This window comes from Zobellella taiwanensis, assembly GCF_003012795.1.
GTDB lineage: Bacteria > Pseudomonadota > Gammaproteobacteria > Enterobacterales > Aeromonadaceae > Oceanimonas > Oceanimonas taiwanensis.
This window is the reverse complement of record NZ_PXYH01000002.1, coordinates 123,518-145,756: the sequence shown is the minus strand read 5'-3', so window position 1 is coordinate 145,756 and position 22,239 is coordinate 123,518. Positions and strand designations below refer to the sequence as shown.

Here is a 22,239-nt window from a genome sequence, read left to right as displayed (position 1 = left end):
TATCATGCCAGTTCGGCATGGACCGGGCTCAGGGCCGGTAGGGGTAAATGTGCAGCCGCGGGATCAGCGGCTCGCCGTCGATCTCCGCCGCCCGTCGCTGCCGCCGGCGTGCCGGCGGATAATCCCCGAGCGGTGTTACCCTGGCCGGGGAATCCTGGCACAGCAACAGCGGCAGGTGGGCCTTGAACTGCTGCTGGCGGGGCTGGTTTTCCTCCATCCAGCGCACATTGACCATGGGGTGGGTCTTGACCGGTCGGCGCAGGCGCAGCTCCACCCCGGGCGGCAGCCGTTTGACGTCATAAATTTCCCGATCGACACACTGTTGCCAGGTTTGGGCATCCACCAGGGGGGGCGGGGTGAGCCGGGCCTGGGTCAGTTGCCCGACCAGCTCGGACTTGTCGAGCTTGCGGATAATCTGCTTGTTGGCCCAGGTAAAGCCGAGCCGGGCGGCGGGGCGGGGCAACAGCACCAGCTTGCGGTACACCTGCAGGGTGATGAGGCCGGGCAGGGTATCGTGCACCAGGGCAAACTTGCGGTCCCGGCTTCCCAACTGCTGGACCTGATCGCGGAAAGACTGCTTGAGCCGATTGATATGCTCTATCCTCGGAGCCAGCTCCGGGGCTGCGCCGGCGGGCAGGCAGATATAGCCCGGCAGGCGAAAACTGGCCTTGGCCGAGCAGTCGGGTTGCAGGTGCCAGCGGGTATAGGCATTGATGCTCGCCTCAAGGGCGTCCCGGCCGGTGAGCCGGCCCTGAATGGCGATGGTGTCGATCGGCTCGTGTTCTTGGCCGAGGGGAGTGTCTGGCAGGAGGTAACAGGCGGCATCGGGGTGTTCGCCGGCGCTATGGCGCAGCCATTGGCCGAGATCGGCCATGGCGTTTTCCAGTTGCAACAGGGTATCGCGCAGTTGCGCGGCAAGGGTAAACATCATCATTTATTATGCCAACATACAATAGTAGAGAAACACATTACCGTATCGCTCAGAAACTGCAAGATCGCCAAACCACAAAGCTCCAAGGGCTAACAAGAAAAGCCGTTTATTTTACATAATCTTTCGGTGCACGAACCGGATGAAAAAAAGCCAGGTACAAAATCCGTGTACCTGGCTTAGGGGAATGGCTCATTTGCTGAGCCGTGCGCTAGTGAGAAGTCACCGAAAGGGTGCACTTCTGCTTGAATTTTAGTCATAAATGACCAGCCCGCCAGCCAGGGGGAAGAAAAACCGCCACCAGCTAAGACTTGCATACGGGCAAAAGCCCAAGTACTGTATTTATATACAGAAAAAAGGAGTCAGCTATGGCCGTAACCATCCAATACCTGGTTGTCAGAAACGGGATCGAAAAAATGAGCTTTACCAACAAGAAAGAGGCGGATGCCTATGATCGCCTGCTCGATCTGGGCGCAGCCATTGGCCGAGATCGGCCATGGCGTTTTCCAGTTGCAACAGGGTATCGCGCAGTTGCGCGGCAAGGGTAAACATCATCATTTATTATGCCAACATACAATAGTAGAGAAACACATTACCGTATCGCTCAGAAACTGCAAGATCGCCAAACCACAAAGCTCCAAGGGCTAACAAGAAAAGCCGTTTATTTTACATAATCTTTCGGTGCACGAACCGGATGAAAAAAAGCCAGGTACAAAATCCGTGTACCTGGCTTAGGGGAATGGCTCATTTGCTGAGCCGTGCGCTAGTGAGAAGTCACCGAAAGGGTGCACTTCTGCTTGAATTTTAGTCATAAATGACCAGCCCGCCAGCCAGGGGGAAGAAAAACCGCCACCAGCTAAGACTTGCATACGGGCAAAAGCCCAAGTACTGTATTTATATACAGAAAAAAGGAGTCAGCTATGGCCGTAACCATCCAATACCTGGTTGTCAGAAACGGGATCGAAAAAATGAGCTTTACCAACAAGAAAGAGGCGGATGCCTATGATCGCCTGCTCGATCTGGCCGAGCACATCGAGCAATTGCTGGCCGAGGCGCCGGTAAACCTGGCGGAGCAGGAACGGGAAGCCCTGGCCCTGTATCTGGCCCAACACCAGGACCAGCTCGCCGGACCGCGCAAAAAACCGGTCAAAGACAAGGAAAAGGAAGACAAGGAAAAGGAAGACAAGGGCGACATCAAGGCCGTCGCCTGAGCCCCCTCATCGATACAGGGTCCGGTACAGTCCCGGCTGCTCAAGCAGCTCGTGGTGGGTGCCGGACTGAGTTATCTTGCCATCCTCGAAAACCAGCACCCGGTCGGCCTGGCGTACCGAGCTCAGCCGGTGCGCCACTATCAGGGTGGTACGCCCGCGCAGGAAATCGGCCAACGCCTGATGCAGGCGCGCCTCGGTGTCGGTATCCAGCGCCGAGGTGGCCTCATCCAGGATCACGATGGCCGGCTCCTTGAGCACCATGCGGGCAATGGCCAGCCGTTGCTGCTGGCCGCCCGACAGGCGCACTCCGCGCCGGCCGATTTCCGTGTCCAGCCCCAGCGCCATGGTCGCCACTACCTCATCCAGCTGAGCAACCCTGAGCGCCTGCCAGATGGCATCGTCCCGGTGTTCATCGCCCAGGCAAAGGTTGGCCCTGACGGTGTCGTTGAACAACACCGGCTGCTGCAAAACGGTCGCCACATGCTCGCGGATGGTGGCAAAGCCGATGTCGCTGCTGTCGACGCCGCCAAAGCGGATATGGCCCTCGTCCGCCGGGTACAGCCCCAGCAGCAACTGGATAAAGGTCGACTTGCCGCCGCCGCTGGCTCCGACCAGGGCAACCTTTTCGCCAGCCCGGATCTGCAGGCTGACGTCGTCCAGCACCCGCCGCTCGCCATCGTAGGAAAACCGCAGCCGTTCCACCTCGATGGGCAGGGTAGGGACACCGGCAAAAGGGTTGCACCGGCCCTGGGGCTCGGGCTCGCCGCCCAGGGACAGCATGGTATTGATGCGCTTGCGGGCGGCGTCGGCGGCATAGAAGGAGTACTGCATGTTGAGCAGCTCCTGCACCGGTCCCATCATGAACCAGAGATAGCTGAATACAGCAAAGATCTGGCCAACGGTGAGATCGGTATAGAGCACCATGATCATGCCGACGGCACGAAACAGCTCGACGCCCGACAAAAACAGCAAAAAACTGGCCCGGCCTGCGGCCTCGCTTTTCCAGTGAAACTCGATGGCGCTGTCGCGCACGCCCCGGGCCCGGTCAATGACCCGCAACAGGTAGTGGCGTTCGCGGTTGGCGGCGCGGATCTCCTGAATGCCGTCCAGGGTTTCCACCAGCGCTTGCTGGAACAGCTCGAACGCCCGGTTTTCATTGCGTTTCAGGTGTTTGACCTTGGCGCCCAGGCGGCTGGAAAAGTACACCACAACGGGATTGAGCAACAGAATGAACAGGCCCAGTTGCCAATTGATAAGCAGCAGCACCACGGCGGTGCCGAGCACGCTCAGCAGGCTGATCAACAACCGGCTCAGGGTTTCCCCGAGAAACTTGTCGAGGGTTTCCACGTCGGTGATGTAGTGGGAGCTGACGCTGCCGGCACCGACCGACTCGAATGCCCGCAGCGGGGTGCGCATCAGCTGGCGGGTCAGCCGGCGGCGGATCTGAAACGTAATGTGTTTGGCCACCCGGGCAAACTGGCGCCCCTGCAAAATATTGAAGCCCAACGACAGCAGCCGCAACAACAGGGTCACCACCAGTACCGCCAGTATATAGCCGACACCGCCCTGCCAGGCGCCGGGCAGCAGGCGATCCAGCCAGGCCAGCAGGGTGCCCGGACTGTCGAGCAGTACCTCGTCCACCAGCAGCGGCATCAGCAGGGGGACGGGAACCGCCAGCAGGGTGCCCACCAGGGCGTAGAGATGGGCATTGATCAACAGGGGTTTGTGGCGGCGCATCATGCCCCCCAGGGTGGACCAGTACAAAAGCGGCCCGTTCAGACTTTTTTTCTCCATCAATCACCATCATCGGGTTTTCATTTGGGGAAAGGGCAGGTAAGTTAGGCGAAAATTAACGGTGTTTTCCTTTATGACTGAAAAAGCTGCATTTTATCAAAGCCTCGCTGCCCAGGCCCGGGCCCTGTGCGAAGGCGAACCCAACCGTATTGCCAAACTCGCCAACCTGTCGGCCCTGCTCAACCTGTCCCTCGACGACATCAACTGGGTCGGTTTTTATCTGCGTGAACAGGACACCCTGGTACTGGGGCCCTTCCAGGGCAAGCCGGCCTGCGTGCGCATCCCCATGGGACGGGGCGTGTGCGGCGGCGCGGCGGCCCAGAGCCGGGTGCTGCGGGTAGCCAATGTACATGAATTCGACGGCCATATCGCCTGCGACGGGGCCAGCAATTCGGAAATCGTGCTGCCTCTGGGGCAGGGCGACGCGGTATGGGGCGTACTGGACATCGACAGTCCCCGCTTTGACCGTTTCGACGAGGAGGACGAGGTCGGGCTCCAGGCCCTGGTGGCGGCGGTACTGCCGCTGCTGTGATAACGACGGGGTCGCTTTTGTTGGTGCGCCCTTTATAATGTGACTGTTTCAACGGGCGGTGCGCCCTCTGGTCTTAATCCCAAGGTATTTCATGGAAAACTCGGAAAAACTTAAAAACAGTAAAGAAGTCATCGCCTACCTGGCCGAACGCTTTCCCCTGTGCTTCGTTGCAACCGGTGAGGCAAAGCCCCTGAAGATAGGGATTTTTCAGGATCTGGCCGAACGCCTGGCAGAAGACCCCAAGGTATCCAAGACCCTGTTGCGTACCGCTCTGCGCCAGTACACCTCGAGCTGGCGTTACCTGCACGGCCTCAAGCCGGGTATGAGCCGGGTCGATCTGGACGGTAACGTCTGCGGCGAGCTGACCCAGGAACACATCGATCACGCCAAGGGCACCCTCAAGGAAAGCAAGGAGAAGGTGTTTGGCGCCCGCAAGGACAAACCTGCCGCCGCCCGCAAACCCAAGCCCCGCCCGCGCAAGGTCGATCCTGCGAACTTGTCGGTGGAGCAGAATGTCAAAGTGTTGCTGGGCAAGTCGCCGGTTCCCGCTACCATCAAGGAAGTGACCCGCGACGACGTTCAGGTGGAGCTCAAGACCGGCATGTCGGTCCGCGTCAAGTTTGACCATCTTATTCTCTAAGGAGTAGGGTTTGATCAGTCACGGAATTCGTTTGTCCCTGGTGGCCGCGGGCTTGCTGGCCGCCGGGATCGCCTGGGCAGTGCCACCGGCCATCGAGGCCTCGGCCATTCCCGTCCTGGCGCCGGAGAGTCAGCATGCGGCCGCCAGCAAGCGGATCACCGCGCTGTTCACCCGCTCCCATTATCAACAGTTCCAGCTCGACGATGCCTTCTCGGAGGAAATCTTCGACCGCTATATCGAGAGCCTGGATTTCAGCAAGAATATTTTCACCCGGGACGACATTCGTCGCTTCGAGCGCCACCGGCACAGCTTCGACGATCTGCTGCGTGCGGGGAGGCTGGACACCGCCTTCGAGATGTACAACGAAAGCCTGCTCAAGCGCTACGATCGCCTGGTCTATGCCCTGTCGTTGCTCGATACGCCCATGACCTTCGATGGCGACGAGGAATATCAGTTCGACCGTACCCGGGCCGACTGGCCCGAGGACAAGGCGGCGCTCGACGAGCTATGGCGGCAGCGGGTGAAATTCGACGCCCTGAGCCTGGCCCTGGCCGACAAGGAATGGGACGAGATCCGGGACACCCTGGCCAAGCGGTACAACAACGCCATCAAGCGCCTGTCCCAGAGCGAAAGCGAGGACGCCTTCCAGGGCTTTGCCAACGCCTTCGCCCGCGCCATCGAGCCCCACACCAGCTACCTGAGCCCGCGCAACGCCGAACGCTTCGAAACCGAAATGAACCTCTCCCTCGAGGGCATAGGTGCGGTGCTGCAGGCAGAGGACGACTACACCGTGATCCGCTCCCTGGTGCCCGGCGGCCCGGCGGCCCGCTCCAGCGAACTGCAACCCGACGATCGCATCATCGGGGTGGGGCAGCAGGCGGATCAAATCACCGACGTTATCGGCTGGCGACTGGATGAGGTGGTGGATCTGATCAAGGGTCCCAAGGGCACCAAGGTCTGGCTGCAGATCCAGCGCGGCCAGGCTGTGGCCGCCACGCCGCGCGTCGTTGAACTGACCCGCGACACGGTGCGGCTGGAAGACAGGGCCGCCAGCGGCAAGGTGCTGGAGGCGGGCGGGCGCAACATAGGGGTGGTCGAGATCCCGAGTTTTTACGTCAACCTGAGCGTGGACGTGGCCAAGGAAATCGACAAGCTCAAGCAGCAGGGCATCGACGGCCTGGTGATCGACCTGCGGGCCAACGGCGGCGGCGCCCTGACCGAGGCCTCCTCGCTCACCGGCCTGTTTATCGACAGCGGCCCCGTGGTACAGATCCGCGACGGCCTGGGCCGGATTTCGGTCAATGGCGACGAAGACAACCAGCTCGCCTACGACGGCCCCATGGCGGTGCTGGTAGACCGCTATTCGGCGTCCGCCTCGGAAATTTTCGCCGCCGCCATGAAGGACTACGGCCGGGCCGTGATCCTCGGCGAAAATACCTTCGGCAAGGGCACTGTGCAGCAACACCGCAGCCTGTCGCGCATTTACGATCTTTACGAAAACCCCATGGGCTTCGTGCAGTTCACCATCGCCAAGTTCTACCGTATCAATGGCGGCAGTACCCAGAACCGGGGTGTGCAGCCGGACATTCCGTTCCCCACCGCCATCGAGGCGGAGGAGACCGGCGAGAGCATGGAAAAGAACGCCTTGCCCTGGGATCAGATCTCCAGCGTCGACTACAGCCGGATTCAGGATCTCAACCCCCTGCTCGGCAAACTGCGCCAGCGCCACCAGGCACGGATAGAGCAGGACCCCGAATTCGCTTATGTGTTCGAGGACATCAAGGAGTACCGCCAGCACAAGGACAGGGATTCGGTTTCCCTCAATCTGGCCGAGCGCCGGGCCGAGCTGGACGAGCAGGACGCCCGCACCCTGGCACGGCTCAACGACCGGCTGCAGCGCGCCGGTAAGGAGCCGGTGGACAGCCTCGATCAGGCGCCCGGCGACTTCGAGCCCGAAGACAGCTATCTGCAGGAAGCTGCCCGCATCACCGCCGACCTGGCCGACATGCTGGGCTGAATCCCCGGCCCGGCGCCCCTCGGGTGCCGGGCTTTCTTATTAAAGCCCGCCCGAAGACTTTAACGAGATGCCGTTATGACCCAGAGCAAACCCCAAGTGCAATACCGTGAAGACTATCAGCCGCCCCATTACTGGATAGACACCCTGGATCTGGATATCCAGCTCGACGAGACTGCCACCGAGGTGGTGGCCATCAGCCGGGTGCGCCGCAACGGCGAGCACAGCGAGCCTCTGGTACTGGACGGGGAGCAGCTGGAGCTGCTGGCCGTTTCGGTCAATGGCGTGGCCACCGAGCAGTATCAACTGGCCGAGGGCTGCCTGATCCTGCCCCAGGTTCCCCAGGAATTCGTGCTGACCCTGAAGACCCGCATCAATCCCACCGCCAACAGCGCGTTGGAGGGGCTGTACCGCTCGGGCTCGGCCTTTTGCACCCAGTGCGAGGCCCAGGGGTTTCGGGGCATCACCTATTATCTCGACCGGCCCGATGTCCTGGCCCGCTTCAGCACCCGCATCACCGCCGATGCCCAGTGCTATCCCTTCCTGCTGTCCAACGGCAACCGGGTGGGGCAGGGGCAGCTCGATGACGGTCGCCATTGGGTGCAGTGGCAGGATCCCTTTCCCAAGCCCGCCTACCTGTTCGCCCTGGTGGCGGGGGATTTCGACGTGCTGCGTGACAGCTATACCACCCACGGCGGGCGGCAGGTGGCGCTTGAAATCTACGTCGACAAGGGCAACCTGCACCGGGCCGGTCACGCCATGGACAGCCTCAAGGCCTCGATGCGCTGGGACGAGCAACGCTGCCACCTGGAGTACGATCTCGACATTTACATGATAGTGGCGGTGGACTTCTTCAATATGGGCGCCATGGAAAACAAGGGGCTGAACATATTCAATGCCAAGTTTGTGCTCGCCGATGCCGCCACCGCCACCGACGACGACTACCTGGATGTGGAACGGGTGATCGGGCATGAGTATTTCCACAACTGGACCGGCAACCGGGTTACCTGCCGCGACTGGTTCCAGCTGTCCCTCAAGGAAGGGCTGACCGTGTTCCGCGACCAGGAGTTTTCTTCCGATCTGGGCTCGCGCACCGTCAACCGCATCCGCAACGTACGCATCATCCGCGGCCCCCAGTTCGCCGAAGACGCCGGCCCCATGGCGCACCCCATCCGTCCGGATGCGGTAATCGAGATGAACAACTTCTACACCCTCACCGTGTATGAAAAAGGCTCGGAAGTGATCCGCATGCTGCACACCCTGCTCGGCGAGCAGGCATTCCAGGCCGGCCTGGCCCTCTACCTGCAGCGCCACGACGGCCAGGCCGCCACCTGCGATGATTTTGTGGCGGCCATGAGCGAAGCCAGCGGCCGGGACCTGAGCCGTTTCAAGCGCTGGTACAGCCAGTCCGGCACCCCGGTGCTGCAGGTATCGGACGACTACGACGCCGAGCATCAGCGCTATACCCTGAGCGTGCGCCAGCACACTCCGCCGACCCGGGATCAACAGGAAAAGCTGCCGCTGCATATTCCCCTCAGCCTCGCCCTGTACAGCGAGCAGGGCGAGCCCATCATGCTGATGGCGGGCGGCGAGTCGGTCGGCCCCGTGCTCGACGTACTCGAGGCGGAGCAGCGGTTCGAATTTGAACAGGTGCCTTCCCGGCCGGTGCCGGCCCTGTTGCAGGGTTTTTCCGCGCCGGTGAAGCTGGAATACGACTACAGCGACGAGCAACTGTCGCTGCTGGCCCGCGCCAGTATCGACGAATTCGTCCGCTGGGACGCGGTGCAGACCCTGGTCAACCAAACGGTGAAGCACAACGTTGAACTTTGCCTGCGCCGCCAGCCGGCCGTGCTGCCGCGCAGCCTGGTGGACATCTTCCGCACCACCCTGGAGGATGCCGGCCTGGACCGGGCGCTCAAGGCGGAGATGCTGACCCTGCCCGATCCGGCCAGCCTGCTGGAGCTGTTCGAGCAGGTGGACATCACCGTGCTGGCCGAGGTTCGCCGCCGGCTGGCCCGGGATCTGGCCGAGGCTCTTGCCCCCTGCTGGCGGCAGGCCTACCAGGATAACCTGACCCCCGAATATCGTATCGATCACCAGGATATGGCCCGCCGGGCGCTGAAAAACGTGGCCCTGGGCTACCTGGCCCTGGCCGGAGAGGCGCAGTGGGTGGAGCGGCAATACGCCGCTGCCGACAACATGACCGATACCCTGGCGGCAATGCGGGCGGCGGTGCGCGCCGGCCTGGAGGCGCGCCATGGCATGCTGGACGACTTTGAATCCAAATGGCGCCACGATGGCCTGGTGCTGGACAACTGGTTCCGGCTGCAGGCCACGGCACCGGATAGCGACACCCTGCAGCGGGTTCGTGAGCTGATGTCCCATCCTACCTTCAGCCTGGGCAACCCCAACCGGGTACGGGCGCTGATCGGCGCCTTCAGCCAGGGCAACCCGGAGCAGTTCCACCGTATCGACGGCGCCGGCTACGACCTGCTGCTGGAGGTGCTGGAGCAACTCAACCACAGCAACCCCCAGGTTGCCTCACGCCTGCTGACCCCGCTGATCCAGTTCGCCCGGCTGGACGAGGCCCGCCGACTGCTGATCCGCGAGCGGTTGCAACGGCTGATGGACAGGCCGGATCTGGCCCGGGATTTGTTCGAAAAAATCAGCAAGGCGCTGGACTGATGAAACGGCTGCGGTTTCGGCTGGCCATTTCCCGGCCCGAATTGCTGCAGTATTACCAGGGCAGGGTGGCTTCCCTGTCGGTGATGACGGAGCAGGGACTGCGGCTGCAGGTGCCGCTCCATCATTTCCGCCCCTTTGTCGGTCACGATGGCCTGAACGGTCGTTTTGAAATCGAACTGAGCAGCGGTAATCAATTTCACCGCCTGCTCCGGCTCTGATCCGACCAGCACAGCTTTAACCAGGCCCGTTTTCCGGGCCTTTTATCTTTTTATTCAGCCATTTATCGTAATTAATAACGAAAATGCCTATTTATTCAAAATAAGAAATAAACAATTCATTTACTTTTAGAATATTATCCCGTAAGCACCCAATTTCTCTTTGTATATATTCCAGCCACAAGTGACCTGGTCGATATTTTTAGACCTTGTTTCTCTGCTTTACTCGCATTCGCCATGGGCCGGGCTTAAACTGGACGGGTCCCGTTGGGGCTACTCTCCCCATGGTTATTGCCTGTACCCGAGGAACACGACGCCATGATATTCAAAGACGCCACAGCATCCGTTTTGCTTGAAAACGTCAATCAACTGGTAAACCACAAATTTCCCGAATCGACCGCGCCCCTGGTGCAAACCTTTGTCAGCAAGCTTTATAGCGGCATGACGGCCGATGATCTCAACCATCGTAACGACGGCGATCTGTACGGTGCGGCCATCAGTCTTTGGAATTCCTTCGAAACCCGAGCCGAGCAGTCACCCTATGTGCGGGTCTACAACCCCGAGCTGTCACGCCATGGCTGGCAGTCGCCGCACACCATAGTGGAACTGATTATCAAGGATGCGCCCTTTCTGGTGGATTCCATCCGCATGGCGCTGACCCGCCTCGGTATTACCTCCCACCTGATGCTGCACCAGCCCATGCACCTGCTGCGCGACAACCAGGGCCGGCTGCAGAACATCCTCGGCAGCAAGGACAAGGCACAGCAAAACCGGGTGGAGACCGCCTTCCTGATAGAGATAGACCGCCAGCCGGAAACGGCGGCGCGGGAGCGGCTGCGTGAAGAGCTGCTGTCGGTGATGGAGGAAGTGGCGCTGGCGGTCGGCGACTGGCAACCCATGGTCGAACAACTCAACGGCATCATAGCGACGCTGCCCCGGCAGGCCCGCCATCAGGACGGGGAAGATCTGCAGCAGACCCTGGCCTTTTTAAGCTGGGTGGCGGATCACAATTTCACCCTGATGGGCTACCGCCGCTACAATGTGTCCGCCATCGAGGGCGACTACGAGCTGGTGCCCGAGCCCGAGTCGAGCCTGGGCCTGATGCGCAAGGCGCAGCACAGCGAAGGGCTCAGGCTCAGCAGCCTGACCGCCTCGGCGCGGGAGGCGGCGCTCAGCAAGGACATCCTGGTGCTGACCAAGACCAACCACAAATCCCGGGTACACAGGCCCGCCTACATCGACTACATCGGCGTCAAGCGCTTCGACGAGCAGGGCAGGGTCATCGGCGAGGATCGCTTTATCGGTCTTTATGCCTCCAGCATCTACAACACCAGTGCCATGCAAATTCCGCTGATCGGCGCCAAGCTCAGGCGCATTATCGACGCCTCCGGGCTGGAAGCGGGCTCTCATGCCTACAAGGCGCTGCTCAATATTCTCGAAACCTATCCCCGCGACGAACTGATCCAGGCCAACGAGCAGGAGCTGCTCGACATCGGCCTGGGCGTGCTCGGCATGCAGGAGCGGGACATGACCCGGCTGTTCGTGCGCCGGGATCTGTTCGGCCGCTTTTTTTCCTGCATGGTGTACGTCACCAAGGAGCGTTACAACACCGCCCTGCGGGAAAAGACCCAGCGTATTTTTCAGCGCTATTTCGGCTCCACCGAAGAGGTGGAATTCACCACCTATTTCTCCGAAGGCGTGCTGGCCCGCACCCATTACCTGATCCGGGTGCAGAACAACTCAATGGACATCGACGTGAACGAAATCCAGGCAAACCTGATTGAAGCGGCCCGCAGCTGGGAAGACAAGCTGGAGCAGTCCCTGTCCGCCAGTTTCGGCGAGGCCGAGGGCAACCGGCTGAAAAACAAGTACCGCAGCGCCTTCCCCCGAGCCTACACCGAAGAAGTGATGCCGGGTTCGGCGGTGGCCGACATTGAAAAACTCGAGGCGCTGAGCGACGACAATACCCTGGGTATGCTGTTCTACCGTGCCCAGGAGGAAGAGAAGGACTCCAAGCGGGTACGGCTCAAGCTGTATCACAGAGCCGAACCCATTCACCTGTCCGATGTGCTGCCCATGCTGGAAAACATGGGGCTGCGCGTTATTGGTGAAACCCCCTACGAGATCGATTGCGGCGAACAGACCTTCTGGATCCTCGACTTTTCCATGCTCTATACCGGTGGCCCGCTCGATCTGGACGCCAGCCAGGAGCGTTTCCAGGATGCCTTTGCCCAGATCTGGAACAACGGCCTGGAAAACGACGGTTTCAACCGCCTTATCCTGGCCACCGGCCTGTCGGGCCGGGAAGTCAGCGTGCTGCGCGCCTACGCCAAGTACATGCGCCAGACCGGCGTCAGCTTCAGCCAGAGCTATATCGAGGAAACCCTGTCCCGCTACCCGGGCCTGGCCGCGCTGCTGTTCAGCCTGTTCCAGCGCCGACTGTCGCCCCGCCTCAAGCAAGATCCCAAGCAACTGCAGAAATTGCACCAACAGCTGGTGGAAGAGCTCGATCAGGTCGCCAACCTGGACGACGACCGCATCATCCGCCGCTATATGGAAATGATAGAGGCGACGCTGCGCACCAACTTCTACCAGCCGGCCGCCGACGGCCGCGACAAGGCCTATATCTCCTTCAAGATGGCGCCGGAGCTGATCAGCGAAATGCCGCTGCCGCTGCCCAAGTTCGAGATCTTCGTGTACTCGCCGCGGGTGGAAGGGGTGCACCTGCGCTGGGGCAAGGTAGCCCGGGGCGGCCTGCGCTGGTCTGACCGCCGGGAAGACTTCCGCACCGAGGTGCTGGGCCTGGTCAAGGCCCAGCAGGTAAAGAACACCGTTATCGTGCCGGTGGGCGCCAAGGGCGGCTTCGTGTGCAAGCAGCTGCCGGTGGGCGATCGCGCTGCCTTTCTCAAGGAAGGCCAGGCCTGCTACCGCCTGTTTATCCGCGGCCTGCTGGATGTGACCGACAACATCGTCCAGGGTGAGGTGATCCCGCCCAAGAACGTGGTGCGCCACGACGAGGACGACTACTACCTGGTGGTGGCCGCCGACAAGGGCACCGCCACCTTCTCCGACATCGCCAACGAAATCAGTGCCGAGTACGGCCACTGGCTGGGCGACGCCTTTGCTTCCGGCGGCTCGGTCGGTTACGACCACAAGAAGATGGGCATCACCGCCCGCGGCGCCTGGGAGTCGGTCAAGCGCCACTTCCGCGAGCTCGGCATCGACTGCCAGACCACCGACTTCACCTGTGTGGGCATTGGCGACATGGCCGGCGACGTGTTCGGCAACGGCATGCTGTTGTCCCGTCATACCCGGCTGGTGGGCGCCTTCAACCACATGCACATCTTCATCGATCCCGAGCCGGATGCGGCGGCGACCTTCAAGGAGCGGGAGCGGCTGTTTAAACTGCCCGGATCCAGCTGGGACGATTACAACCGGGAGCTGATCTCCGAGGGCGGCGGTATCTTCCTGCGTTCGGCCAAGTCGATCAAACTCACGCCCCAGATGAAGAAGCTGCTGGGCACCCAGAAGGCCAGCCTGACCCCGACCGAGGTGATCCGTCACCTGCTGACCGCCGAGGTGGATCTGCTGTGGAACGGCGGCATCGGTACCTACATCAAGTCGCGCCGGGAAACCGATGCCGACGTGGGAGACAGGGCCAACGACGCGGTGCGGGTCAACGGCGAGGAGGTGCGCGCCCGGGTAGTGGGCGAGGGCGGCAACCTGGGTTGCACCCAGCTCGGTCGTATCGAATACGCCGCCGGCGGCGGCCACATCAATACCGACTTCACCGACAACGTGGGCGGGGTGGACTGCTCCGACAACGAGGTCAACATCAAGATCCTGCTCAATGCCCTGGTCGACAAGGGCGAGCTGACCAAGAAACACCGGGATCAGCTGCTGTACGACATGACCCAGGACGTGGCAGCTATAGTGCTGACCAATGCCTACCGCCAGTCCCAGACCATCTCCATCACCCAGCACCGGGGAGCCGAAACCCTGAAGGAGCACCAGCGCTTCATGCAGTGGCTGGAGCGGGAAGGGCGGCTTGACCGCAACCTGGAATACCTGCCCAACGATGAGGAGCTGGCCGAGCGCATGGCCGCCGGCCGGGGCCTGACCCGGCCGGAGCTCGCAATACTGGTGGCCTACGGCAAGATGGTGCTCAAGGACATGCTCAATGTGCCCGAGCTGACCGACAACGACTACATCGCCCGCCTGCTGCCCGCCAGCATGCCCGCCCAGTTGGTCGAGCGGTTTGGCGAGGCGCTGATGAGCCATCCGCTGCGCGGCGAGATCATCGCCACCCGCCTGGCCAACATCATGGTCAATGACATGGGCTTCAACTTCGCCAACCGCATGCTGGACGAAACCGGCGCCAGCATGACCGACATCGCCATCAGCTTCGTGATCGCCCGGGAAGTGTTCGGCATGAACCAGCTGATGCGCGACATCGAGGCGCTCGACAACCAGGTGCCGGCCGAGCTGCAACTGCACATGTTCTACCAGGTGCGCCGCATGGTCCGCCGGGCAACCCGCTGGTTCCTGCGCAGCCGCAACCGCAACCTGAGCATAGAGCAGACCATCGCCCAGTTCCGGCCCGCCTACGAGGCCCTGACCGAGCACCTCTACGAAGTGATGGTGGCAGACGAGGTGGCCGAGCATCAGGCGGCCGTGGCCCGGCTGACCGAGCAGGGCGTGCCCGCCGGCGTGGCCGGCCGGGTGGCGCACATGAGCAGCCTGTTTTCGGCGCTGGACCTGGCCCAGGTGGCCAACGAGCAGCAGCGGGACATCGCCGTGGTGGCCCGGCTCTACTTCCACCTCGGTGCCGAGCTCGAGCTGCACTGGTTCCTGGATCAGATCAACCAGCAGGCGGTGGGCAACCACTGGCAGGCCCTGGCCCGCGCCGCCTTCCGCGAGGAGCTGGACTACCAGCAGCGCAGCCTCACGTCGGTGGTGCTGAAACACTGTAAAGCCCAGGACGAATGCGCTAGTATGCTCGACCAGTGGCTTAATGAGCATGAGCAGTTGCTCAATCGGTGGCGGCACCTGCTGGCGGATTTCAAGACCTCCGGCAGCCATGAATTCGCCAAGTTCTCGGTCGCCCTGCGCGAGCTGAACCTGCTCAATCTCAACTGTATCAACGCTGTCTGATCACGGCGTAAAACACAAAAGCCCCGGCCATGACCGGGGCTTTTTTATGAGGAAGAAAACGTGTATTCACTGGCCAAATCCCTGTTGTTCCAATGCGATCCCGAACATGCCCACGAGTTGACCATCAAGGCGCTGGCAAAAACCCAGCATGGTCCGCTGGCCGCCCTTTATCGTCGTCCCGTCGTCGACAATCCGGTGCGGCTGATGGGGCTGACTTTCACCAATCCGGTGGGCCTGGCGGCCGGGCTCGACAAGAACGGGGACTGCATCGACGCCTTCGCCGCCATGGGCTTCGGTTTTATCGAAGTGGGTACCGTCACCCCCCGGCCCCAGGCGGGCAACGACAAGCCAAGGCTGTTCCGGGTGAAGCCGGCGGAAGGCATCATCAACCGCATGGGATTCAATAACCAGGGCATCGATTACCTGATAGAAAACGTCAAGCGCTCCCGTTACCAGGGCGTGCTCGGTATCAATATCGGCAAAAACAAGGACACCCCCATTGAGCACGGCAAGGACGATTACCTGATCTGCATGGAGAAATCCTATTCCCATGCGGGCTATATCACCGTTAATATTTCCTCGCCCAATACCCCGGATCTGCGTTCCCTGCAATATGGCGAGGCACTCGACGATTTATTGTCTTCCCTCAAGCAAAAACAGCAGGCGCTGGCCGAACGCCATGGCAAATACGTGCCCCTGGTGGTGAAAATAGCGCCGGATCTGACCAGCGGGGAAATCGAGCAAATCGCCGACAGCCTGGTGCGCTTTGAAATAGACGGCGTCATTGCCACCAATACCACCCTGGATAGGGATCTGGTATTCGATTTGCCCCATGCCCATGAAGCGGGCGGCCTGAGCGGCCGGCCGGTTCAGACCAAGAGCACCCGGGTGATTGCCGAGCTGGCCCGCCGGCTCGACGGTCGCCTGCCCATCATAGGGGTAGGGGGGATAGACTCGCTCACCGCCGCCCGGGAAAAAATGGCGGCCGGCGCCAGCCTGGTGCAACTGTATTCCGGTTTTATTTACCAGGGCCCGCGTCTTATCCGGACCCTGGCTACCCACCTATAATGAAAGGGGTGGGCATCAGGCCCGCCCGCAACCGTCAAAACCGGGCGGTTCAGCGAAAGATATGCGCTTTTACCCCGATAATTTGCTCCGGCTTGCAAAATTCAATATATATTAAGGTATTGGGGAAATAATGTTTCAATCGCACAAGGTGTGAACGGATGCTGCTACAACCAAATGATCAATGGCGCTGGTTTATTGGAGATGAACGGTGCCTGATGCTGGATCTGGGTGACGACATGCTGTTCGCCACTCCCTACCCACATAAGAACCTGATTTGCCAGGCGCCCATGAGCCAGGGCTTCTCGGTGGAAGACACCGGCCTGTTCTATACCTTTCTCGATCGCCTCGGCTGCGTGGCCACACCCTCCCGGCGGGTGCAGGCCGCGCTCAACGGCGTGGCGGTGGCCAGATTTTACAAGCCACTGATGCCCCAAAGCTGGTTTTTTGAACAACAGGCGGATTATCACCAGCCCCAGCAGGGAGAACTCATTGGGCTTAACGCCGGGCAGCGCCGGCTGACCATGATGGTGGTGGAAACCTCGCCTTCGGTGTCCCTGTGCGTTTCCCTGTCGGCGGACATACAGCTCGGCGACAGCAAGCAGTTGCCTGTATTCGGTGCCATCAAGGTAATGAACGATCGCCTGTTCAGCCTGGAAGCGGAACAAGAAGATGAAATAAGAAGGGTAGGCTAGGGGGTTACCGGAAGAAGTGGTTGCGGGAGCCGGATTTGAACCGACGACCTTCGGGTTATGAGCCCGACGAGCTACCAGGCTGCTCCATCCCGCGTCCGGTATTTAACGTCTTGCAGTGTGCCTGCAGGCTGTGGTGCGTCAAGTTGGTTGCGGGAGCCGGATTTGAACCGACGACCTTCGGGTTATGAGCCCGACGAGCTACCAGGCTGCTCCATCCCGCGTCCGGTACTTAACGTCTTACAGCGTGCCTGCCAGGTTGTCTGTTATCAAGTTGGTTGCGGGAGCCGGATTTGAACCGACGACCTTCGGGTTATGAGCCCGACGAGCTACCAGGCTGCTCCATCCCGCGCCTGACCTTGATAAGGTAAACCTTGCATTGCTTTCCGAGAACTGGTTGCGGGAGCCGGATTTGAACCGACGACCTTCGGGTTATGAGCCCGACGAGCTACCAGGCTGCTCCATCCCGCGTCCTCAGGCTGCGTATACTAGTGATCCCCATCACTGAACGCAAGCGCTTTGCCAAAACTTTATTTCAGTTGCGTAATAATCCGTCGGTATGTTCATCTGTCAGCCAGCGAGCCGGGCAATTTTTACAGCCCGACCCTGCTTTGGGGTATAATGGCGCCTTCTTTTATCAGACAAGCGTGATTATGCTGCCGTTTTTTGCTACCTGCCCCAAGGGGCTGGAATCCTTACTCTCCGAAGAGCTGCAACAACTGGGTGCCAGCGAGCTCCAGGAGACCGTGGCCGGCGTGGCCTTCAAGGGCGAACTGGACATCGCCTACCGGGCCTGCCTGTGGTCGCGGCTGGCCTCGCGTATTATGCTGCAGCTGGCCGACTTCACCATGCGCGACGACATGGACCTCTACCTAGGGGCGGCCAACGTCGAGTGGGAGCGGCATATCCAGGAAGGGCAGACCTTCGCGGTAGACTTTTCCGGTGGCAACAACGCCATCACCAATACCCAGTACGGCGCCCTCAAGATCAAGGACGCCATCGTCGACCGCCTGAGCAAGCGCCGGGGCGAGCGTCCCAACGTGGACAAGCGCACGCCCGACATCCGCATCCTGGCTCACCTAAAGCGCAACCAGCTCAGCATCACCCTGGATTTGTCCGGCCCCGCCCTGCACCAGCGCGGCTACCGCCAGCAGGCGGGGGAGGCGCCGCTCAAGGAGAACCTGGCCGCTGCCATACTGCTGCGCAGCGGCTGGGACAAAGGCGCTCCCTTGGTCGATCCCATGTGCGGCTCGGGCACCCTATTAATAGAAGCGGCGCTGATGGCCGCCGATCAGGCTCCCGGCCTGCTGCGCCCGCGCTTTGGTTTTATGGCCTGGTCCGGTCACGACCGTGAACTGTGGCAAAGCCTGCACGCCGAAGCCACGGTGCGCGCCACCCGCGGCCTCAAGCAGGCCGAGCCGGTGCTGTTTGGTTTCGATCAGGACCAACGGGTGCTGGGCTTCGCCCGGGACAACGCCGAGGCGGCCGGGGTCGCGGCGCTGGTGCGTTTCGAGCAGGGCAGCGTCGATGCCCTCGTCAATCCCGCCGAACAACCCGGCTGGGTGATTTCCAACCCGCCCTACGGCGAGCGCCTGAGCGAGTTTCCGTCCCTGCTTGGCCTGCACCAGGCCCTGGGCGACAAGCTGCGGGATCAGTTCAAGGGCTGGCATGTGAGCCTGATCTCAAGCTCCCCGGAGCTGCTCAGCTGCCTGCGGCTGCGGCCCGAGAAAAGCTACAAGCTGTTCAACGGCGCCCTGGCCTGCGAGCTGCGCAACTACCGCATCGCCGAGGATGCCAGGGCCGCCCGCCCGCTGGCGGAGGATTTCGCCAACCGCCTGGCCAAGAACCTCAAGGTGCTGGAAAAGTGGGCCAGGGCCGAGCAGATCGACTGCTACCGGCTGTACGATGCGGATCTGCCCGAGTACAACGCCGCCATCGATCGCTACCGGGATCACCTGGTGATCCAGGAATACGCGGCGCCCAAGAGCATCCCCGAGCACAAGGCCCGGGCCCGCTTCTTCGATCTGGTGCAGGCCACCATGGCGGTGACCGGGGTGCCCGGCGACAAGGTGGTGCTCAAGGTGCGCGCCCGGCAGAAGGGCACCGAGCAGTATGAAAAGCTGGACCGGCGCGAACAGTGGATGGAGGTGCAGGAGCACAACGCCCGCCTGCTGGTCAACCTGTACGACTACCTGGACACCGGCCTGTTCCTGGATCACCGGCCCATCCGCAAGCGGCTGGGGGAGCTGGCCCGGGGCAAGGACTTCCTCAACCTGTTTGCCTACACCGGCACCGCCACCGTGCACGCCGGCCTGGGCGGCGCCAGTTCCACCACCACGGTGGACATGTCCCGCACCTACCTGGCCTGGGCCGAGCGCAACATGGCGCTCAACGGCCTCTCCGGCCGGCGCCACCAGTTTATCCAGGCGGACTGCCTGGGCTGGCTGAGCCAGCCCGGTGCCGATTATGATCTTATCTTCGTCGACCCGCCGACCTTCTCCAACTCCAAGCGGATGGAGGACAGCTTCGACGTCCAGCGGGATCATGTGGAGCTGCTGCGCCTGCTGAGCCAGCGGCTGCGCCCGGACGGGCTGTTGATTTTTTCCAACAACAAGCGCCACTTCAAGCTGGATCACGACGCCCTGGCCGAGCTGGGACTGGCGGCGAAAGACATCACCAGGGCCAGCCTGCCCAAGGACTTTGCCCGCAACCCGCAGATCCACAACTGCTGGGAAATCCGCTGGAGCCAACCCCATGAGTAACCGGATGACACTGTTTTCCACCGACGGCTGCCACCTGTGCGAGCAGGCCTGGGCCCTGTTGGAGCAGGCCGGCCTGGCCGCCGACACCGACATCAAGGACATCATCGACGACGAACGCTGGCTTGCCGCCTACGCGGTACGCATCCCGGTGCTGCGCCGCGCCGACGGCGCCGAGCTGGACTGGCCCTTTAGTGCCGCCGACCTTACCGACTTTAGCCGAGTAATATCATGAGTTTGCTGACCCTGCAGAACGCCCAGCTGGCGTTCGGAGATGCCCCGCTGCTGGACGGGGTGGACTTGAACATTCAGGCCGGTGAACGGCTGTGTATCGTCGGCCGCAACGGCGCCGGCAAATCGACCCTGATGAAGGTGATCGCGGGCGACATCCAACTCGACGACGGCCGGCGACAGCTGCAGCAGGGCACTAATATCGCTCGTCTGGAGCAGGATCCGCCGAAGGCTGGCGACGATCAGACGGTGTTCGACTACGTGGCCGGCGGCCTGGCGGAGCTGGGCGAGTTGCTGGCCGCCTACCATCATCAACTGGAACGGGTCGGCCACGACGGCTCCGACAAGGCGATGAAGGAGCTGATGCGGCTGCAGGAGCAGGTGGAGCACGCCAACGGCTGGCAGTTCGACACCCGCATCAACCAGAGCCTGACCCTGCTCGGCCTGAACGGCGATACCCGGCTCCAGGACTTGTCCGGCGGCTGGCTGCGCAAGGTGGCCCTGGCCCGCGCCCTGGCCAACGATCCCGATATCCTGCTGCTGGACGAGCCCACCAACCACCTGGACATCGACGCCATCGCCTGGCTGGAGGGTTTCCTGGTCGATTTTCGCGGCGCCATTGTGTTTATCAGCCACGATCGGGCCTTTATCCGCAAAATGGCCACCCGCATCCTGGATCTGGACCGGGGCAAGCTCTCCAGTTGGCCCGGCAACTACGACGACTACCTGGTCAACAAGGAAGAGGCGCTGCGGGTGGAGGCGGAGCAGAATGCCCTGTTCGACAAGCGCCTGGCCCAGGAAGAAGCCTGGATCCGCCAGGGCATCAAGGCCCGGCGCACCCGCAACGAAGGCCGGGTGCGGGCGCTGAAGGCGCTGCGCAATGAGCGCAGCCAGCGGCGGGAGAGCCTGGGCAAGGTCAGCGTGACCCTGGACGAGGTGCGCCGCTCGGGCAAAATCGTGTTCGAGGCGGAACACCTGGACTTTGCCTACGAGGGCAAACCCATCCTCAGGGATTTTTCCGCCCTGGTGCAGCGGGGCGACAAGATTGCTCTGGTCGGCCCCAACGGCTGCGGCAAGAGTACCCTGATCAAGCTGCTGCTGGGCAAGCTCGAGGCCCAGGGCGGCATTCTAAAATGCGGTACCAAGCTGGAGGTGGCCTATTTCGATCAATACCGGGAGCAGCTCGATCCCGAGCGCACCGTGATGGACAACCTGGCCGACGGCAAGCAGGAAGTGGAAGTGGGCGGCAAGAGCCGCCACGTGCTGGGCTACCTGCAGGATTTCCTGTTCGAGCCCAAGCGCGCCCGCACCCCGGTGAAGGCGCTGTCCGGCGGCGAGAAGAACCGGCTGCTGCTGGCCCGGCTGTTCCTGCGGCCCAGCAACCTGCTGGTGCTGGACGAGCCCACCAACGATCTGGATGTGGAAACCCTGGAGCTGCTCGAAGAGCTGCTCGCCGACTATCAGGGCACCCTGCTGCTGGTCAGCCACGACCGGGATTTTATCGACAATACCGCCACCCACTGCTGGCTGTTCGAAGGCGAGGGTAGGGTGAGCGAGTATGTGGGCGGCTACCAGGACATGCTGTTCCAGCGTGCTCACCAGACCGAGGCAACGCCAACCAGGGAGAGGGAAGAGAAGCCCGCGCCCCGGGTGGAGAAGCCGGCGCCCAAGTCCGGCAAGAAGCTGTCGTACAAGCTGCAGCAGGAGCTGGACGGTTTGCCCGCCCGCCTGGAGCAGCTGGAGCAGCAAATCGCCGCCCTGCAGGAAGAAATCAATGCGCCGGACTTCTTCGCCCAGCCGGAGGCGGTCACCCAGTCCCGGCTGCAGGCCCTGGCGGCGGTGGAAGCCGAGCTGGAGCAGGCCTTCGCCCGCTGGGAGGAACTGGAGGAAATGGCCGCCGGCTGAGTGAGCCGGCTCACAATTCCGGCTTTTGCTCTTTCATCAAAACTTCATAAATATCAGTGGCTAATCTTTTAAGCTGAACTACGCTCAGAAATTGGCCTTGATCCGGACCCCCAACTCAACTATTCATAGGGTGCGGCTGTTGGACAAGCCGCCCACTTTTTGTTGATCAAATGAGGGTTATACCTATGAAGAGACAAAAACGTGACCGTCTGGAAAGAGCGCGTACCCGCGGTTACCAAGCTGGAGTCAGTGGTCGTTCTAAAGAGCAGTGTCCCTACAACGATTTTGATGCCAAAGGCCATTGGTTGGGGGGCTGGCGAGACGCAATGGAAGACAAAGGCTCTGGCCTCTTCATGAAATAAGCAAAGGTTCCATCCATTCAACAAAAAGGCCCCGATCATCGGGGCCTTAACG

Annotated in this window: 15 protein-coding genes, 4 tRNA genes and 1 pseudogene; 14 read left to right on the top strand and 6 right to left on the bottom strand. The window is 61.5% G+C overall.

Annotated features, from left to right (window positions below):
* Window positions 1–28 precede the first annotated feature (28 nt).
* The gene (locus C7I36_RS02065) at window positions 29–934 is read right to left on the bottom strand and encodes a DNA replication terminus site-binding protein (protein WP_106452085.1); all 906 of its coding nucleotides are present in this window, start codon (window positions 932–934) and stop codon (window positions 29–31) included.
* A 362-nt stretch (window positions 935–1,296) separates the two neighbouring features.
* Between C7I36_RS02065 and C7I36_RS17670 the strand changes: the two are divergent.
* Window positions 1,297–1,410 (top strand): annotated as a pseudogene (locus C7I36_RS17670) (YebG family protein); the annotation flags it as partial.
* Window positions 1,411–1,848: 438 nt separating this feature from the next.
* The gene (locus C7I36_RS02055) at window positions 1,849–2,139 is read left to right on the top strand and encodes a YebG family protein (RefSeq protein WP_106452083.1); all 291 of its coding nucleotides are present in this window, start codon (window positions 1,849–1,851) and stop codon (window positions 2,137–2,139) included.
* Between the two features lie 6 nt (window positions 2,140–2,145).
* Here the strand turns inward: C7I36_RS02055 and C7I36_RS02050 are convergent, their stop codons facing one another.
* On the bottom strand, window positions 2,146–3,933 hold the full coding sequence (locus C7I36_RS02050; protein WP_106452082.1) for an ABC transporter ATP-binding protein: 1,788 nt from the start codon (window positions 3,931–3,933) through the stop codon (window positions 2,146–2,148).
* Window positions 3,934–4,006: 73 nt separating this feature from the next.
* Between C7I36_RS02050 and C7I36_RS02045 the strand changes: the two genes are divergently transcribed.
* The 8 genes from C7I36_RS02045 (at window position 4,007) to C7I36_RS02010 (ending at window position 16,933) form a co-directional block, all read left to right on the top strand.
* Window positions 4,007–4,465, top strand: a complete 459-nt coding sequence (locus tag C7I36_RS02045; RefSeq protein WP_106452081.1) for a GAF domain-containing protein — start codon at window positions 4,007–4,009, stop codon at window positions 4,463–4,465.
* A 91-nt stretch (window positions 4,466–4,556) separates the two neighbouring features.
* Window positions 4,557–5,105, top strand: coding sequence for an RNA chaperone ProQ (gene proQ / locus C7I36_RS02040; protein ID WP_106452080.1), 549 nt, complete (start codon window positions 4,557–4,559; stop codon window positions 5,103–5,105).
* Between the two features lie 10 nt (window positions 5,106–5,115).
* Window positions 5,116–7,122, top strand: a complete 2,007-nt coding sequence (gene prc, locus C7I36_RS02035) for a carboxy terminal-processing peptidase (RefSeq protein WP_106452079.1) — start codon at window positions 5,116–5,118, stop codon at window positions 7,120–7,122.
* Window positions 7,123–7,197: 75 nt separating this feature from the next.
* A complete protein-coding gene (pepN, locus tag C7I36_RS02030; protein ID WP_106452078.1) occupies window positions 7,198–9,804 on the top strand; it encodes an aminopeptidase N in 2,607 nt (868 codons plus the stop codon).
* The gene (locus C7I36_RS02025) at window positions 9,804–10,022 is read left to right on the top strand and encodes a DUF2835 family protein (RefSeq protein ID WP_106452077.1); all 219 of its coding nucleotides are present in this window, start codon (window positions 9,804–9,806) and stop codon (window positions 10,020–10,022) included. Before pepN ends, C7I36_RS02025 begins: the two co-directional genes overlap by 1 nt.
* A 315-nt stretch (window positions 10,023–10,337) precedes the next feature.
* Window positions 10,338–15,173: an NAD-glutamate dehydrogenase gene (locus C7I36_RS02020; RefSeq protein WP_106452076.1), complete on the top strand. Its 4,836-nt coding sequence runs from the start codon at window positions 10,338–10,340 to the stop codon at window positions 15,171–15,173.
* A gap of 60 nt (window positions 15,174–15,233) precedes the next feature.
* Entirely contained in the window at window positions 15,234–16,241 is a 1,008-nt protein-coding gene (pyrD, locus tag C7I36_RS02015; protein ID WP_106452075.1) for a quinone-dependent dihydroorotate dehydrogenase, read from the top strand.
* A gap of 158 nt (window positions 16,242–16,399) precedes the next feature.
* Window positions 16,400–16,933, top strand: a complete 534-nt coding sequence (locus C7I36_RS02010) for a cell division protein ZapC (protein ID WP_106452074.1) — start codon at window positions 16,400–16,402, stop codon at window positions 16,931–16,933.
* Between the two features lie 17 nt (window positions 16,934–16,950).
* Here C7I36_RS02010 and C7I36_RS02005 read toward each other — a convergent pair.
* The 4 genes from C7I36_RS02005 to C7I36_RS01990 form a co-directional block, all read right to left on the bottom strand.
* Window positions 16,951–17,027, bottom strand: a tRNA-Met gene (locus tag C7I36_RS02005).
* A gap of 50 nt (window positions 17,028–17,077) precedes the next feature.
* Window positions 17,078–17,154: transfer RNA gene (locus tag C7I36_RS02000), tRNA-Met, on the bottom strand.
* Between the two features lie 51 nt (window positions 17,155–17,205).
* Window positions 17,206–17,282, bottom strand: a tRNA-Met gene (locus C7I36_RS01995).
* Window positions 17,283–17,324: 42 nt separating this feature from the next.
* Window positions 17,325–17,401: transfer RNA gene (locus C7I36_RS01990), tRNA-Met, on the bottom strand.
* Window positions 17,402–17,583: 182 nt separating this feature from the next.
* Here C7I36_RS01990 and rlmKL point away from each other — a divergent pair.
* The 4 genes from rlmKL (at window position 17,584) to rmf (ending at window position 22,187) form a co-directional block, all read left to right on the top strand.
* Window positions 17,584–19,692: a bifunctional 23S rRNA (guanine(2069)-N(7))-methyltransferase RlmK/23S rRNA (guanine(2445)-N(2))-methyltransferase RlmL gene (gene rlmKL, locus C7I36_RS01985; protein WP_106452073.1), complete on the top strand. Its 2,109-nt coding sequence runs from the start codon at window positions 17,584–17,586 to the stop codon at window positions 19,690–19,692.
* A 4-nt stretch (window positions 19,693–19,696) separates the two neighbouring features.
* A complete protein-coding gene (locus C7I36_RS01980) occupies window positions 19,697–19,924 on the top strand; it encodes a glutaredoxin family protein (RefSeq protein ID WP_181256268.1) in 228 nt (75 codons plus the stop codon).
* Window positions 19,921–21,825 (top strand): ATP-binding cassette ATPase Uup, encoded by a 1,905-nt coding sequence (gene uup / locus C7I36_RS01975; RefSeq protein ID WP_106452071.1) that lies wholly within the window; start codon window positions 19,921–19,923, stop codon window positions 21,823–21,825. The genes C7I36_RS01980 and uup overlap by 4 nt, the downstream gene beginning before the upstream one ends.
* Before the next feature lie 185 nt (window positions 21,826–22,010).
* The gene (gene rmf / locus C7I36_RS01970; protein ID WP_094038823.1) at window positions 22,011–22,187 is read left to right on the top strand and encodes a ribosome modulation factor; all 177 of its coding nucleotides are present in this window, start codon (window positions 22,011–22,013) and stop codon (window positions 22,185–22,187) included.
* The last annotated feature ends 52 nt before the right edge of the window (window positions 22,188–22,239 follow it).